Genomic DNA, 13,745 nt, shown 5'->3' on the forward strand with positions numbered 1-13,745 from the left:
TTCACCCTACGCCGGTGGTGATTCACTGGAGTATGGCCGCCTCCCCGATGTTCCCGCTCGGCTCTGTGCTGTTCCCCAGCGTGCCCATCCCGCTGCGGGTGTTCGAGCCGCGGTATCTGACGTTGGTCGGCCGATTGCTGGACGAGGTCGAACCGGATTTCGAGTTCGGTGTCGTCCTCATCGAGCGCGGATCCGAAGCCGGAGGTGGGGACCAGCGCGCCGCGGTCGGGACGATGGCGCGTCTTGTGAGCGCCGCTGCGGGAGCCGACGACCTGCTCATCGTCGGCGTGGGGACCAGGCGGTTCACGGTCGAGCGCTGGGTCGACGAAGACCCGTATCCCCGGGCCGAGCTCTCCATGCTGCCGGACCTCGAGTGGTCCGAGGCGCTCGCACCCCTGCGGACCGAAGCCGAAGCGGTTGTCCGCCGCTCGATCGCCCGCGTCGCGGAGCCACGCGCGGATGCCGATGTCGAACTGTCGGACGATCCCGTCGAAGCCGCGTGGCAACTGGCGGCGATCGCCCCGCTGGGCGAGTACGACAGGTACACCCTGCTGCGATCGACATCGCTGGGAGGCCTCCTGCGTCAGGTGATCGACCTGACCTTGGAGGCTGAGGAGCTCTGGTCCGCTGAGTGAGGCATCGGACCATCGGACGCCACCTCTGGTCGTGGCTGGCGGAGGAGATCCCGGCCGGTCTCAGCTCTGATCTCCTCCCTTACCTGTTCCTGCGCGGCGCGTCGCCCCAGAACTCCTCCGTTCCCGTCACCTACTGCCTGACGACCCCGCCGCTGTGCACCAGCCGCACCTCCACGCCCGCATCGCCGCGAATGGCCGGGTTGGTGCGGGCGATCGCGAGGGCGGCATCCAGGTCCGGCGCTTCGATGACGTAGACGCCCGCCACCGCGACGGGCGCGTCGACGAACGGCCCCTCGGTCACTCCGCTCTCGCGCACGGAACGGGCGAGGTCTCGCGGGGTGAAAGCGTAGGCGGTACGAAGGGCGCCGGAGTCGGCCAGGGCATCGCCGTGGGAATTCGGCTCCTCCAGATCCTCCTCGGTCGCGTCCAGGCGGTGTGCGGAATCGCCCGTGTAGATGAGGACGGCGTACTGCGGCATGGTGGATGTCCTTTCGGCTGATGCGCGTGCTGCCGCTGAGGGTACTCCGGCACGCGATCGGGCGTCTGCGGCGCGTCGGGGCGGTTGCGGTGCGGCGCACGGGGGAAATGTCCCGCAGCGCAGCAGAGGTGGCACGGGACGCGGTCGGCGCAGCAGCGCGACTCGCCACCGCCGCGGGATCGCGCCCGTCGGGCCGATGACCAGGCTCGCCTCCGGCACGTCCTCGGGCTACCCGCCGTACTTCGCGTGGACGACGATCGGGGTGCCGTTCGCGGAGCAGATTTGACCGACGAGCGCGTCGGCGGCGGTGAAATCACCGAGGGGAGCGTGGGCGAAGCCGCCGGGATGGTCGCCCTCCCCGGTGAGCCAATCGGCGAGCTGGGGGATGACGGGACCGAGCAGGCCCGCCTTCTCCGGGTGCGCCTGTGCGGTGGCGGCGAGTGCGGAGAGGTCGGACTTCGCTTGCGCGGTCTGCTCGCTCCACTGCGCGTCGGTCACGTCGCCGGCATCGTGACCTGCGTCGGCATTGGTGTACGCCTCCGTGATCGACGACAGCGCGGCGCACTGGGTCGTGGTGGTGCGGTCCGGTGCGAACGGCCGAGGGCTGAAGCGGAGGTCGGCGGTGAGGCGCGAATCGGCGGGAACCCACACGTCGATCCGCAGGTGTGTCCCCGGCGCGACGGCTGTCACATCGAAGTCGAACGACTGTGCGCCGCCACACGCCCCGGAACGGGAGTCGACGCCGGTCGCGGGGGAGATGGTGTAGAGGCCGCCGAGGCACGAGAAGTCGACGTGCAGCGACTTCGCTCCCGCCGGAAGCACCAGGTCCGCTGTCGCGGGGCCCTCGTGATAGAGCTGGGCGGTGGGCCAATCGGCGGTGGACACCGGAGTCGGCGTGGACGTCGACGCGCTGCCGGCAGCGGTGCAACCGCTCAGCGCCGCGGTCGAGATCGCTGCGATTGCGATGGTGGTCGTCCAGCGTGAGATGCGCATGATCGTGGTCCCCTCCACACGGTGATACGGCTGAGGACATCCTGCCGCATCCCGCCGCTCACCTGCGTCGCCCTGGCACGGAACGTCTATACCTGGCACGCGCCTGAGGGTGCGCGGGCGGTCGTCCGCTCTTCGCTAGGCTGCGACGGGGGACGAGTTTTTTCATTTCCCCGTCACGTCTCTCAGGGAGAACCGATGCCTCATACTGGTCGCCGGCGGGCCGGTCGCGCCGCCCTCATCCCCCTCGCCGTGCTCGCCGCGATCGTCGCCGTCGCCGTCTCCGGGTGCTCTGATCCCGCGAGCTCCACCGCGGAGGGGAGCGCCCCGCCCCAGGTGACGTCAACCGCGACCCCGGTCCCTTCGGCCACACCGACGACCAGCCCCGCGGCGGCGGGATTCGACCGGTCTGCGATCTACGCCGCGTGCGACGCCGCCGTGCCCGCGGACACCTGGGGTGGGCAGAATCCGTTGCCGCCGGGTCCCATTGTGGACGACTCGTTCGGTCCCGCAGCCTCCGACGGATACACGGCCGAACACACAAACGGCGATCCGAACGCCCTGTACATCAACGTCCAGTACTCCGGCGGTGGTGATTCGTTCGCCTTCTCCGCACTCTGCGTCGCCTCGGGTGATCCGGCCGCCCCGAAGGTCGAGTTCATCCGCACGCTGGACTGAATGGCCCATCGCGCGAGGCGCCGCGGATACACCTCACCACCGTCGCTTGATCGCGCCCTTCGGGCCGGCGACCAGGCTCGCCTCCGGCACGTCTTCCGCGACGACGGTCCCGGCGGCGATCACGGAGTCGCGGCCGATCGTGACGCCGGGGAGGATGGTGGCGCCGGCGCCGATCCAGACGTTCTCCTCGACGACGATGGGGCCGCCCGTGAGCCAGACGCGGCGGTCGTCGGTGTCGACGGGATGGCCGACGGTGATGAAGGTGACCTTCGGGGCGATCATGACGCGCTCGGCGAGACGGATGCCGGCGTAGTCGAGGAAGGTGCAGTTCTGGTTGATGAAGACGCGCTCGGCGAGCTCGAGGTTCAGCCCGTGGTCGGTGTAGAACGGCGGGTAGATGGTGGTCTTCGCCGGAACCGGGCGGCCGAGGATCCGCTCGAACAGCTCGGCCTTGCCCGCGTCGTCGTCGAACGGGAGGACGTTGAGCCGGGAGGTCAGGGCGGTCGCCTCCAGGACGCGCTCCGACATCGCCTGGAACTCGGGACTGTGGATGCGCATGAGGAGGTCGCCGGGCATGCGCCCATGCTGCCACCGATGTCCCCGCTGCCGGACCAGGGGCGCCGTGGGTCGCCGTCGCTGTTGTGAGGGCGGTCGCTCGGGACGAGTGCGGCGCGGCGCGCGCGGGCAATCGTCCCGGGGCGCAGCCGTCGCCATTCGGCGCCACCGATGTCGCCGCCTCCCGCTACGCTTCCGGCATGTCCATCGAAGTGCTGCCGGCGACGGGTCGCTGGGATGATTTTGCGGCGTTCATGGTGCCGCGCAAACCCGGGGGCGGGGGATGCGTGTGCATGTCGTACCGGGATGCGCGGCTCGACATGCCCGCCCGCATCGAGTACATGCACGCGGAGTGCGAGACCGAGCCGGGTCCGGGGGTGCTGGCGTACCTCGACGGCGAGGTCGCCGGCTGGTGCTCGGTGGCGCCGAAGTCGACGTACCGGCGGCTGTTGAACTCCCGCACCATCCCGCACCTGGACGAGGAACTCGACCCGTGGTCGATCGTGTGCTTCGTGGTGCGGGGCGGGTTCCGCAAGCGGGGTGTGATGCACCAGCTGCTCGACGGGGCGGTGGAGCACGCGCGGGCGTCGGGGGCGACGATCGTCGAGGGCTACCCGGTCGACACCGGCGGCGAGAAAGTGGATGTGATCAGCGGCTACGTCGGAACGGTGGCGCTGTTCGAGAAGCACGGCTTCGAGCGGTACGCCGAGACGAACGCGCACTCCGGGGGAGCGGACCGCTGGGTGATGCGGCGGACGCTGCACTGACGTCCGCTCGGTTAAACACGACCACCGCCGACCCGGGAGGTCTGGCGGAAGTCGGTGCCGGACGAGGCCGGCGGGGCGGGGATCACCCCGCCGTGACCCGGCGGCGGTAGACGGCCATCGCGACGGCGTAGGCGACGACCAGGATGCCGACGCACCAGGCGAGGGCGACCCAGATGTCGCTGCCGACGGGCTGGCCGGCGAACAGGGCGCGGATCGAGTTGACGATGGAGGTGACGGGCTGGTTCTCGGCGAACCACCGGACGGGACCGGGCATGCTCTCGGTCGGGACGAAGGCCGAGCTGATGAACGGCAGGAAGATGATCGGGTAGGCGAAGGCTCCCGCGCCGTCCACGGTCTTCGCCGACAGTCCGGCGATGACGGCGATCCAGGTGAGCGCCAGGCTGAACAGCAGCAGGATGCCGGCGACGCCGAGCCAGGCGAGCACGCTCGCCCCCGTGCGGAAGCCGACCAGCAGGGAGACGAGCACGACCAGCACGACCGAGATCATCGTCGAGACGAGGGACGTGATCACGTGCGCCCAGAGCACGCTCGACCGGGCGATCGGCATGGACTGGAAGCGCTCGAAGATGCCGCCCTGCAGATCCATGAACAGCCGGTACGCGGTGTACGAGATGGCCGTCGCGACCGTGATCAGCATGATCCCGGGCAGGAGGTAGTCGACGTACGAGCCGGAGAACGAGCCGGTGTCGATCGCGCCGCCGAAGACGAACACGAACAGCAGCATGAACGCGATCGGCATGAGCGCGGTGGTGATGATGGTGTCGAGGCTGCGCGTGATGTGGCGCATGGACCGTCCGGTGAGGACGGTGGTGTCGCTGAAGAATGTCGCGGTGGACATCATGACTCCTTCGAGGTCGTGCCATCGCCGACGATGGCGAGGAAGACGTCCTCCAGGCTGGGCTGCTTCTCGACGTACTCGACCTCGGCCGGCGGGAGCAGTTGCTTCAGCTCGGCCAGGGTGCCGTTCGCGATGATGCGGCCCTCGTGGAGGATGGCGATGCGGTCGGCGAGCTGCTCGGCCTCATCGAGGTACTGCGTGGTGAGCAGCACCGTGGTGCCGCGGCCGGCGAGCTCCTTCACGGCCTCCCAGACCTCGATCCGCGCCTGCGGGTCGAGACCGGTGGTGGGCTCGTCGAGGAAGATCACCGGCGGATCGCCGATCAGGCTCATGGCGATGTCGAGCCGGCGGCGCATGCCGCCCGAGTAGGTCGCGACCTTGCGCGAGCCCGCCTCGGTGAGCGAGAAGCGGGCGAGCAGCGCGTCTGCGATCGCTGCCGGCTTCTTCTGGTGCCGCAGCTGGGCGACGAGGATGAGGTTCTCGCGCCCGGTGAGGATCTCGTCGACCGCCGCGAACTGGCCCGTCAGGCTGATCGAGTCGCGCACCTCGGCGGGCTTGGTGGCGACGTCGAAGCCGTTGACGACGGCCTTACCCGCGTCGCCCTTGAGCAACGTCGAGAGGATCTTGACCGCCGTCGTCTTGCCGGCGCCGTTGGAGCCGAGCAGGGCGAAGATGCTGCCGTGCTCGACGTCGAAGTCGACGCCGCGGAGGACGCTGAGCTTCTTGTAGGACTTCTCGAGGCCCCGGACCTGGATGGCCGGGCCGCGCTCGACGGTCTGCGTGGTCATTCCTCCGCCTCCTGCTTCGTCTCGGCCGCCTCGACGGCGGCGTTCAGGCGGGCGCGCTCCTTGTCGATCCAGCGCTTGCCCGTGTATGCCTCGGCGAACGCCTCCGCGAACTCGACCGGGTCCTCCCCGACGATGTCGCGGACGGGGGTGCCGTCGGTCGCGGCGCGCTCCCAGAGGTCTACGAAGTCGCCCATCATCGTGACGAGGGTGTCGCCGTCCTCGACGCCGCCGTTGTACATGAAGTACCGCTGCACGGCCTTCGCGACGGCGTTGTAGGGCTCGGGCAGGGCCTCCAGCCGTGCCCGGTACTGCCGGTACTGCTTCTTCTGCTCGAGCGATCCGGTGATCGCCTCGACCCATTTGGCCGCCATGTCAGTTCTCCCCTTCGTGTCGGAGCTGTTCCAGTCGTTCTGCGAGGAAGCTCCACGTCCTCCAGAACTCGTCGAGGTACTCGTGTCCCGCGGTGTTCAGCGAGTACACCTTGCGCGGCGGGCCCTTCTCGGACGGGACCTTCTCCACGTCCACGAGGCCGCGCTGCTCGATGCGCACGAGGAGCGCGTAGATCGTGCCCTCGGCGATGTCGGTGAAGCCCTGATCCCGCAGCCACGAGGTGATCTCGTAGCCGTATGCGGGCCGGGCCTGGAGGATGGCGAGGACGATGCCCTCGAGGGTCCCCTTGAGCATCTCGGTCGCTTGCTTGCTCATGGACTCTCCTTCCGGCTACTCAGTGATGCTTGGTACTGGTAGATAGTAACGCCGAGTACCGGTAGATAGCAACACTGAATAGCAAGAAATCCCACGCGACGTTTGCGCGGCCCGGGACGGCGGCCCTAAGCTGGGGCCATATCGGGGTGAATCGTTTCATTCTCCGCCGTTCGATGAAGCCGGAGGACGTATGGGCGCACGAGGACCGGGGATCGTCTCTGCGCTGCAGGCCTTCGTGGACGCGGGGGAGATCGCCGGCGCAGCGGTGCGCCTGACCGAGCGGGGCGAGACGCTGGTGGATGCGGCGGTGGGCTGGGCCGACCTCGACCTCCGGACCCCCGTCACCGAACGGTCGCTGTTCCAGCAGGCGTCGCTGACCAAGCCGGTCGTCGCGGTCGCGCTGGTGCAGCTCGTCGAGGAGGGGCTCGTGCGACTGGACGATCCGGTCGCCCGCTTCATCCCGTCGTTCGCGTCGACGACGGCGTTCGCGGGTGCCGACGCACGCACGGTCGTGGCTGCGGAGCGCCTGATCACACTGCGCGACCTGCTCACGCACTCGAGCGGGCTCGGGCACGGGCCGGCCAGCCAGCCGTTGATCGAGGCGATCCGCACCGACGATCAGACGCTGGCGGAGCGGGTGGATGCGTACGCGCGCATCCCGGGAGACGTGCAGCCGGGCGTCGACGCCGGCTACAGCCCAGCCGTCGGCTTCGACGTCCTCGGTCGCGTCATCGAGGTCGTGACGGGCGCGGACCTGGAGGGCGCACTGCGAGCGCGCCTCCTCGATCCGCTCGGGATGGTTGACACGACCTTCGTGCCGGATCCCGAGCAGGCGGCCCGCACCGTCCGGCGCTACACGCGCGCCGACGGTGCGCTGCAGCCCGACGACGAGGCGGCGCGCCCGATGCTCTCCACTCCGGCCGGCCTCCACTCGGGAGCGGCGGGGCTCTTCGGCACGCTGCACGATTTCGATCGGTTCGGGCGGATGCTCGCAGCCGGTGGGGAGCTGGACGGCGTTCGCGTGCTGTCACCCGAGTCGGTCCTGAGCCTGTCGGCCAGCCGCGGGACGGGTGCACGCTCGTCGGGGCCGGGACTCGAATGGGGGCTCGGCGTCATCGTCGAGACGCAGGGCGACGAGGTCCGCGCGAAGGGCTCCTGGGGCTGGAGCGGCGCGTGGGGGACGCACCTGGTGGTCGATCCGGCCGACCGCAGCGCACTCGTGCTGATGGTGAACCGGAGCGACATCGGTGGTGCGGGGTCGCCCGTGTCCCGTGAGATCTCGCGGCTGGCGCGTCGGCGCGACTAGGAACCCTCGACGAGCTCGTCCACGAATCCGGCGACCGTCGACACGATCAGCTCGCGAACCGCCGCCGGGCTGAGGGGCGACGACTTCAGCGTCTTCATGCCGTGGTCGGCGCCCGGCACCGTGACGATCTGGAGGCCGGCCTGAGCCGCGGCCTCGGATGCCACCGTCTCCGCCGTCCCGAATGTGTCACGGTCGCCCTGGAGCACCAGTACCGGGACGTCCGGGAGCAGCAGCTCGTCGAGGCGCGACTTCTCGGTTCGCCCGGGCGGGTGCAGGGGGAAAGCGAGGCAGACGACTCCGGCGGCACCGAGCTCCGTCGCGGTGCGGCAGGCGACCCGGGCTCCGGCGCTGCGGCCGCCGACGAACAGCGGGAGGCCCGCCGCGAGGCCCGCCACGACCGGCGCCGTCTCGCGCCACGCGATGTCGAGCGCCTCGGGACGGGAGGCGACGCGCTTGCCGGCGACCCGCCAGGGTTGCTCGTAGCGGGCGACGGAAATGCCGGACGCGGGCAGGGCGTGCGCGAGCGCGGCCAGGTCGATGGCGTCGATGCCGCCGCCGGCACCGTGGCCGAGCCAGAGCAGTGCGCGCGGAGCGTCCGCCGCCGCGACCACGAGGCGGCCCGGACCGAGCGAGGTGGGGGCGGTGATGTCCATCCCTTCGACGGTACCCGGTCCGCGCTGTGGCGGCGCGGATAGGCTTGTCGCGTCGGAGGCGTGCGCACGGGCACGCGGCGTCGGGAGGCCGGGATGCGTTTCGAAGAGCTCGTCGGCGTGGAGCTGCCGCTGGTGCTGGGGCCGTTCGGCGGCCTCTCCTCCGTGGAGCTGACCGCGGCCGTCAGCGCGGCCGGCGGCCTCGGATCGTTCGGGCTCTACGGTTTCACGGCCGACCGCATCCGGGCGACCGCTGCGGCCCTCCGCTCCCGGACGGACCGCCCGTTCGCCCTCAACCTGTGGCTCCCGCTCGCGCTGCCGGGGGAGCACCCGGTCGAGCGGGAGGAGTACGCGCGGTACGTCGAGGCGCTCGGTGCCCTGTTCGACGCGGCGGGTGCGGAGCGTCCCGCGTGGCCGATCGCCCTGCCGCCGTCGTTCGACGAGCAGATCGAGGCGGCGCTCGCGGCCGAGCCCGCTGTGCTGAGCTTCATCTTCGGCGTGCCGCCGGCGGAGGTCGTCGCGGCCGCCCACGACCGCGGGATCGTCGTGGTCGGGACGGCCACCACGGTCGCCGAGGCGCGTGCGCTCGCGTCCGGCGGGGTGGATGCGATCGTCGCGTCGGGCTCCGAGTCGGCCGGGCACCGCCCCTCCTTCCTGGCCCCGGCGGAGGACAGCCTCGTCGGCGGTCTCGCGCTCGTGCCGCAGGTGGTGGACGCCGTGGAGGTGCCGGTGATCGCGGCAGGCGGCATCGCCGATCGACGGGGAGTCGCCGCAGCGTTCGCCCTCGGTGCGGAGGCGGCGCAGGTCGGGACCGCCTTCCTCGCGACCCGTCAGTCGGCCGCCCCGGCCGCGCACCGCGCGCGCATCCGCACGGCCGACGCCTCGGAGACCGTCCTGACCCGCGCCATGAGCGGGCGGCTGGCACGCGGCCTGCGCAACCGCGCGGTCCGCGAGATCGAGGAGCGCGGCACGATCGCGCCCTTCCCGGTGCAGAACGCGCTCACCGGGGTGTTCCGCAGGACAGCGAGCGAGCGTGGAGACGACGAGCTGCTGTCGCTGTGGATGGGGCAGAGCGCGGCGCTCGCCCGGCACGACGACGCCGCGGAGGTGCTGGCCGAGCTGGCTCGTGGCCTCCCGGACCGATCGCGCTGACCCGACCCGCAGCGGGCCGGGCCGGCGCGTTCAGGCCTCCACGGCCTCCACGCTCTCCAGAGCCTCCAGCACCGTCGTCGCGACGCCCGGACCGAGCTCGACCGGCTCCCGGCCCGGGAGGTCGAGCACCGCGGTCGCGCCGATCGGCACCTGCGTGCGGATGCTCAGGGTGTCGCCGTCGCGCTCCCACGCGATCGCGACCGTGCCGTACGGGGACTCGTGCGTGGCCGACGCGCGCGTCAGACCGCCGCCCGGGCGCGGGGCGAACCGGATGCGGCGGTAGCCCGGCTCCTCGGCGGCGAGCCCCGCGACCACGCGGTGCAGCCAGTCCGCGACCGCCCCCAGCGCGTAGTGGTTGAAGGAGGTCATCGAGCCGGGGTTGACCGTGCCGTCGGGGCGCAGCGAGTCCCAGCGCTCCCAGATCGTGGTCGCTCCCTGGGTCACGGGGTACAGCCACGATGGGCAGTCGCGCTCCAGCAGCAGGTCGTACGCGGTGTCGAGGTGGCCGGTGGAACTGAGGGCGTCGCTGATCAGCGGAGTGCCGACGAAGCCCGTGGAGATGCGGTTGCCCTCCTGCGCCACGAGCTCGGCCAGCCGGGCGCCCGCGACGGCGCGCTCGTCGTCGGGCAGCAGACCGAAGCGGATCGCGAGGGCGTATGAGGTGGGGGCGTCGTTGGTGAGCAGCCCGGTCCCATCGCCGTACGCGGTGCGGAAGGCGAGCGCGACCGCGTCCGCGAGCGCCGCGTAGTGCTCCGCCTCGGCGTCGTGGCCGAGCGCTGCCGCCATCTGCGCGACGGCCCGGGAGGAGGCCGCGAAGTGCGCCGTCGCGACGACGTACTTGTCGGCACGCCCGTCGGCGGGATCTTGCGGCGGCGCCACGGGATCGAGCCAGTCGCCGAGCTGGAAGCCGTCGTCCCACAGGTGATCGTCGCCGGACAGATGGTCGAGCAGGTCGACCCAGCGGCGGGCGCTGTCGAACTGCGCCTCCACGATGCCGAGGTCGCCGGAGCGCTCGTGCAGCACGAGCGGCGTCAGTGCGGCCACGTCGCCCCAGGCCGCGCCCGGGCGGATCGGCGTCCACATGTGGTGGGCCGGGATGACCGGCACGTACCAGGGCACCGTACCGTCGGGCAGTTGCTCGGCCGCCACATCCTTCAGCCACGAGGAGAGCATCCCCGAGACGTCGTAGAGGAAGGCGGCGGTCGGCGCGAAGACCTGGATGTCGCCCGTCCAGCCCACGCGCTCGTCCCGCTGCGGGCAGTCGGTCGGGATGTCGACGAAGTTGCCGCGCATGCTCCACACGACGTTCTCGTGCAGTTGGTTGACGAGCTCGTCGGAGCACTCGAACCAGCCGGTGCGCTCCATGTCCGTGTGGTAGACCCGGGCGACGATGTCACCGGCGGCCGCTGCTGCCGCGAGGTCCCCGGGCCAGCCGTCGACCTGCGCGAACCGGAACCCGTGGAAGGTGAACCGCGGCTCCCACTCCTCGCCCTCGACGCGGCCGGCCAGGGTGTAGCTGTCGGTCGAGCGGGCGTCGCGCAGCGGGCGGGTGTACAGCTCGCCCTCCTGAAGCACCTCGGCGGTGCTGATGGTCACGGTGTCGCCGCGCTCGCCGCGGACCCGGATGCGCACACGCCCGACGAGGTTCTGCCCGAAGTCGAGCACGGTGGCGCCGCTCGGGGTGGTGATCACCTCGACCGGCGCGACCTCCTCGGTGCAGCGCACGGGCGGCCCGTCCGGAGCCACCAGGGTCGCGGGATCGCGCCAGCGGACCGCCACCGGCGACCAGCCGGACGTGTCGAACCCGGGCGCCGACCATCCCGGCAGCTCCTCGCGGGCGTCGTAGTCCTCGCCGTCGTAGTTGCCGGTGCGGAGGATGGGGCCGACGCCGGCCATCCACTCGCGGTCGGTCGCGACGACGTGGTGGCCGCCGTCGGCATCCTCCACCTCGAGCTGCGCGACCAGGGACAGGTCGTCGCCGAAGACGTTGCGGAACCCGCCGCGCCAGCCCATGCGTCCGCGGTACCAGCCGTCGCCGAGCCACGCGCCGATCGCGTTGTCGCCTTCGGCGAGCAGGTCGGTGACGTCGTACGTGTAGTAGCGCAGGCGCTGGGCGTAGGTCGTCCAGCCGGGGGAGAGGGCGTCGTCGCCGACCCGGACGCCGTTGATCTCGGCCTCGTAGAGCCCGTGGGCCGTGATGTAGAGGCGGGCGCGCACGGGTGCCGCGGGGAGGTGGAAGTCGCGTCGCACGAGGGCGGGGCGGCGGTCGTCGCTCTCGCGGACCTCCGGCCAGGCGCCGCCGACGGCCCGGGCCGACCAGTCGGACGGGTCGAGCAGCCCGGCCTCGACGGCGGTCGGCTCGCTCCAGTCGGAGACCTCGCCATCGGCGCCGTGGAGCCGCACGCGAACCACGGCGCGTTCGCGGGAGGCGAGGGGTTCGTCCGGCCACGGGACCAGCACCTGGTCGGCGCCGCGCACGGCGAAGGCGCGGGTGCCGCCGTGGCGGGCGATCTCGAGCTCGTAGCCCGCCTGCCGCCAGTCGTCGGGGGCAGCCGTACGCCACGAGAGACGAGGCCGCGGAGTGCCGAGGCCGAGCGGCTCGGGGAGGTGCTCCGCGCGCGGGGCGGTGGGGCGGACGGTGACGTGCTGCATGGGGCCTCGTGTTCCGGGAGGGTGATCGACGGTGATTCTGACACGTATCAAACACCAGGATTACCACGCTCGGAGCGCACGACGCAATCAGATTGACACGTATCAACGACCCGTGTCAGGATGGCCGCATCCCCTCGACACGCAGATGTGCGCGCACCGCCGCGCGGAAGGAGGAGGGATGCCCGTCTACGAGCCCGGTCAGTGGCTGAACCCCGACAGCAGGCCCACCGGCACCGGAACGGCGACCGCCGGCCGCTTCGCCGTGCCACTCGACGGCGGTCGCTTCGACCGCCACCACCACGACGACGACGAGCTCTGGTTCATCACCGCGGGATCCGGCCGCATCCTGGTCGACGGCGCCGAGCGCGACGTGCGGGCGGGCGACATCGTCCTGCACCCGGCCGGCACCACCCACGACATCGTCGCGGTCTACGAGGAGCTGCGCGGCTTCTTCACCGAGACCGGGCACCCCGCCGGCGGACGCGTCGGCCACCTGCACCGCGACGAGGCGGATGCCGCCGGACACGACGTGCCGGCGCTGCCGTCGCCTCCGGGGCTCGAGCCCGCCGATCCGACCGCGCCCACCGCGGGTCGCTGACCGCACACCACCCTCGAGAGGACACCATGCGCATCGCCGTCACCGGAAGCTCCGGCAAGCTCGGCTCCGTCACCGTCGACCGCCTGCGCGCCGACGGGCACGAGGTCATCGGCTTCGACCGGGCAGGCACCCCCGGCACGGGTTTTACCCAGGTCGACCTCACCGACTACGGCCAGATCCTCGACGCCCTGCTCGGGATCACCGCCCGGCACACCGGAGTCGACGCGCTGGTCCACCTCGCCGCCATCCCCGTCAACGGGCTCGTGCCCGACATCACGACCTTCCAGAACAACCTCGCCGTCACCGGCAACGTGCTGTTCGCCGCCCTCCGTGCGGGTGTCCGCACGGTCGTCGCCGCGTCGAGCATCACGGCGATGGGCTTCCCATTCGACGTGCCGCCGCCGCGCCTGCCGGTCGACGAGGAGTACACGCGTGCGAACAATTCCTACGGCCTGGCGAAGGTGATGGAGGAGGCGATGTTCGGGCAGCTCGTCGGCTGGCACCCCGAGCTCAGCATCACCGCCCTGCGCTTCACCAACGTCGTCGGCCCGGACGAGTACGGCACGTTCGCCCGCGCGACCGACCCCGAGTACCGCCGCGACCTCCTCGGAACCTACGTGGACGCCCGCGACGGAGCGGAGGCCGTGGCGCTCGCCCTCGCGGCGGCGCAGCCCGGCTTCGAGACGTACGCGATCGCAGCGCCGGACTCCGGGTCGGCCATCCCGAGCCGGGAGCTGGCGAACCTGTGGTTCCCGGGCGTCCCGGTCGACCCGCAGCTCGGCGCGACGGGTGCGCTCATCTCGACCCGCAAGGCGCAGGAGCGCCTCGGCTTCGCCGCCCGCCACACCTGGCGCGACGAGTTCCGGTACTGAGCGCCTCCGTTCTCCCGCCCCCGCACGACTCCACGACCGCACGACCGCACGACCGCACGA

At 71.5% G+C, this 13,745-nt stretch carries 16 protein-coding genes; 7 read left to right on the forward strand and 9 right to left on the reverse strand.

Translation table 11 applies throughout. The annotated features are described in order from the left end of the window. The first annotated feature begins 32 nt into the window (after positions 1-32). A complete protein-coding gene (locus HNR14_RS15765) occupies positions 33-635 on the forward strand; it encodes an LON peptidase substrate-binding domain-containing protein (protein ID WP_246311584.1) in 603 nt (200 codons plus the stop codon). Between the two features lie 130 nt (positions 636-765). Here the strand turns inward: HNR14_RS15765 and HNR14_RS15770 are convergent, their stop codons facing one another. Both HNR14_RS15770 and HNR14_RS15775 read right to left on the reverse strand, forming a co-directional pair. After that, positions 766-1,113, reverse strand: a complete 348-nt coding sequence (locus HNR14_RS15770; RefSeq protein WP_179701788.1) for a YciI family protein — start codon at positions 1,111-1,113, stop codon at positions 766-768. A gap of 228 nt (positions 1,114-1,341) precedes the next feature. Beyond that, positions 1,342-2,106: a hypothetical protein gene (locus tag HNR14_RS15775; RefSeq protein ID WP_179701789.1), complete on the reverse strand. Its 765-nt coding sequence runs from the start codon at positions 2,104-2,106 to the stop codon at positions 1,342-1,344. Between the two features lie 195 nt (positions 2,107-2,301). Here HNR14_RS15775 and HNR14_RS15780 point away from each other — a divergent pair, with 195 nt between their 5' ends. After that, positions 2,302-2,781, forward strand: a complete 480-nt coding sequence (locus HNR14_RS15780; protein ID WP_179701790.1) for a hypothetical protein — start codon at positions 2,302-2,304, stop codon at positions 2,779-2,781. Between the two features lie 33 nt (positions 2,782-2,814). Here the strand turns inward: HNR14_RS15780 and HNR14_RS15785 are convergent, their stop codons facing one another. Then, on the reverse strand, positions 2,815-3,357 hold the full coding sequence (locus HNR14_RS15785) for a sugar O-acetyltransferase (protein ID WP_179701791.1): 543 nt from the start codon (positions 3,355-3,357) through the stop codon (positions 2,815-2,817). A gap of 179 nt (positions 3,358-3,536) precedes the next feature. On the opposite strand from HNR14_RS15785, the gene HNR14_RS15790 reads away from it, so the two are divergent. Next, the gene (locus HNR14_RS15790; protein ID WP_179701792.1) at positions 3,537-4,103 is read left to right on the forward strand and encodes a GNAT family N-acetyltransferase; all 567 of its coding nucleotides are present in this window, start codon (positions 3,537-3,539) and stop codon (positions 4,101-4,103) included. An 82-nt stretch (positions 4,104-4,185) separates the two neighbouring features. On the opposite strand, the gene HNR14_RS15795 is transcribed toward HNR14_RS15790, so the two are convergent. Genes HNR14_RS15795 through HNR14_RS15810 form a run of 4 tightly spaced genes read right to left on the reverse strand, consistent with a single transcriptional unit; the run spans position 4,186 to position 6,455 of the window. Beyond that, positions 4,186-4,962, reverse strand: a complete 777-nt coding sequence (locus tag HNR14_RS15795) for an ABC transporter permease (protein ID WP_039923850.1) — start codon at positions 4,960-4,962, stop codon at positions 4,186-4,188. Continuing rightward, positions 4,962-5,750, reverse strand: a complete 789-nt coding sequence (locus HNR14_RS15800) for an ABC transporter ATP-binding protein (protein ID WP_179701793.1) — start codon at positions 5,748-5,750, stop codon at positions 4,962-4,964. Before HNR14_RS15800 ends, HNR14_RS15795 begins: the two co-directional genes overlap by 1 nt. Next, positions 5,747-6,121 (reverse strand): DUF1048 domain-containing protein, encoded by a 375-nt coding sequence (locus tag HNR14_RS15805; protein ID WP_179701794.1) that lies wholly within the window; start codon positions 6,119-6,121, stop codon positions 5,747-5,749. Before HNR14_RS15805 ends, HNR14_RS15800 begins: the two co-directional genes overlap by 4 nt. 1 nt (position 6,122) lies before the next feature. Further along, positions 6,123-6,455, reverse strand: coding sequence for a PadR family transcriptional regulator (locus tag HNR14_RS15810; RefSeq protein ID WP_021765170.1), 333 nt, complete (start codon positions 6,453-6,455; stop codon positions 6,123-6,125). Between the two features lie 190 nt (positions 6,456-6,645). On the opposite strand from HNR14_RS15810, the gene HNR14_RS15815 reads away from it, so the two are divergent. Next, on the forward strand, positions 6,646-7,761 hold the full coding sequence (locus tag HNR14_RS15815) for a serine hydrolase domain-containing protein (RefSeq protein WP_179701795.1): 1,116 nt from the start codon (positions 6,646-6,648) through the stop codon (positions 7,759-7,761). Here the strand turns inward: HNR14_RS15815 and HNR14_RS15820 are convergent. After that, the gene (locus HNR14_RS15820) at positions 7,758-8,414 is read right to left on the reverse strand and encodes an alpha/beta hydrolase family protein (RefSeq protein WP_179701796.1); all 657 of its coding nucleotides are present in this window, start codon (positions 8,412-8,414) and stop codon (positions 7,758-7,760) included. The two genes, HNR14_RS15815 and HNR14_RS15820, sit on opposite strands and share 4 nt — an antisense overlap. A 93-nt stretch (positions 8,415-8,507) precedes the next feature. Here HNR14_RS15820 and HNR14_RS15825 point away from each other — a divergent pair, with 93 nt between their 5' ends. Continuing rightward, a complete protein-coding gene (locus tag HNR14_RS15825; protein ID WP_179701797.1) occupies positions 8,508-9,563 on the forward strand; it encodes an NAD(P)H-dependent flavin oxidoreductase in 1,056 nt (351 codons plus the stop codon). 30 nt (positions 9,564-9,593) lie between these two features. Here HNR14_RS15825 and HNR14_RS15830 read toward each other — a convergent pair whose 3' ends face one another. Further along, positions 9,594-12,215, reverse strand: coding sequence for an alpha-L-rhamnosidase (locus tag HNR14_RS15830; protein WP_179701798.1), 2,622 nt, complete (start codon positions 12,213-12,215; stop codon positions 9,594-9,596). A gap of 178 nt (positions 12,216-12,393) precedes the next feature. Between HNR14_RS15830 and HNR14_RS15835 the strand changes: the two genes are divergently transcribed. Both HNR14_RS15835 and HNR14_RS15840 read left to right on the forward strand, forming a co-directional pair. After that, positions 12,394-12,813 carry an AraC family ligand binding domain-containing protein gene (locus HNR14_RS15835; protein WP_179701799.1) on the forward strand — a complete coding sequence of 140 codons (420 nt, stop codon included), beginning with the start codon at positions 12,394-12,396 and terminating at the stop codon, positions 12,811-12,813. 26 nt (positions 12,814-12,839) lie between these two features. Further along, positions 12,840-13,685, forward strand: a complete 846-nt coding sequence (locus tag HNR14_RS15840) for an NAD-dependent epimerase/dehydratase family protein (protein ID WP_179701800.1) — start codon at positions 12,840-12,842, stop codon at positions 13,683-13,685. Positions 13,686-13,745 lie beyond the last annotated feature (60 nt).

The sequence above is a fragment of the Leifsonia naganoensis genome (assembly GCF_013410615.1).
Classification (GTDB): domain Bacteria; phylum Actinomycetota; class Actinomycetes; order Actinomycetales; family Microbacteriaceae; genus Leifsonia; species Leifsonia aquatica.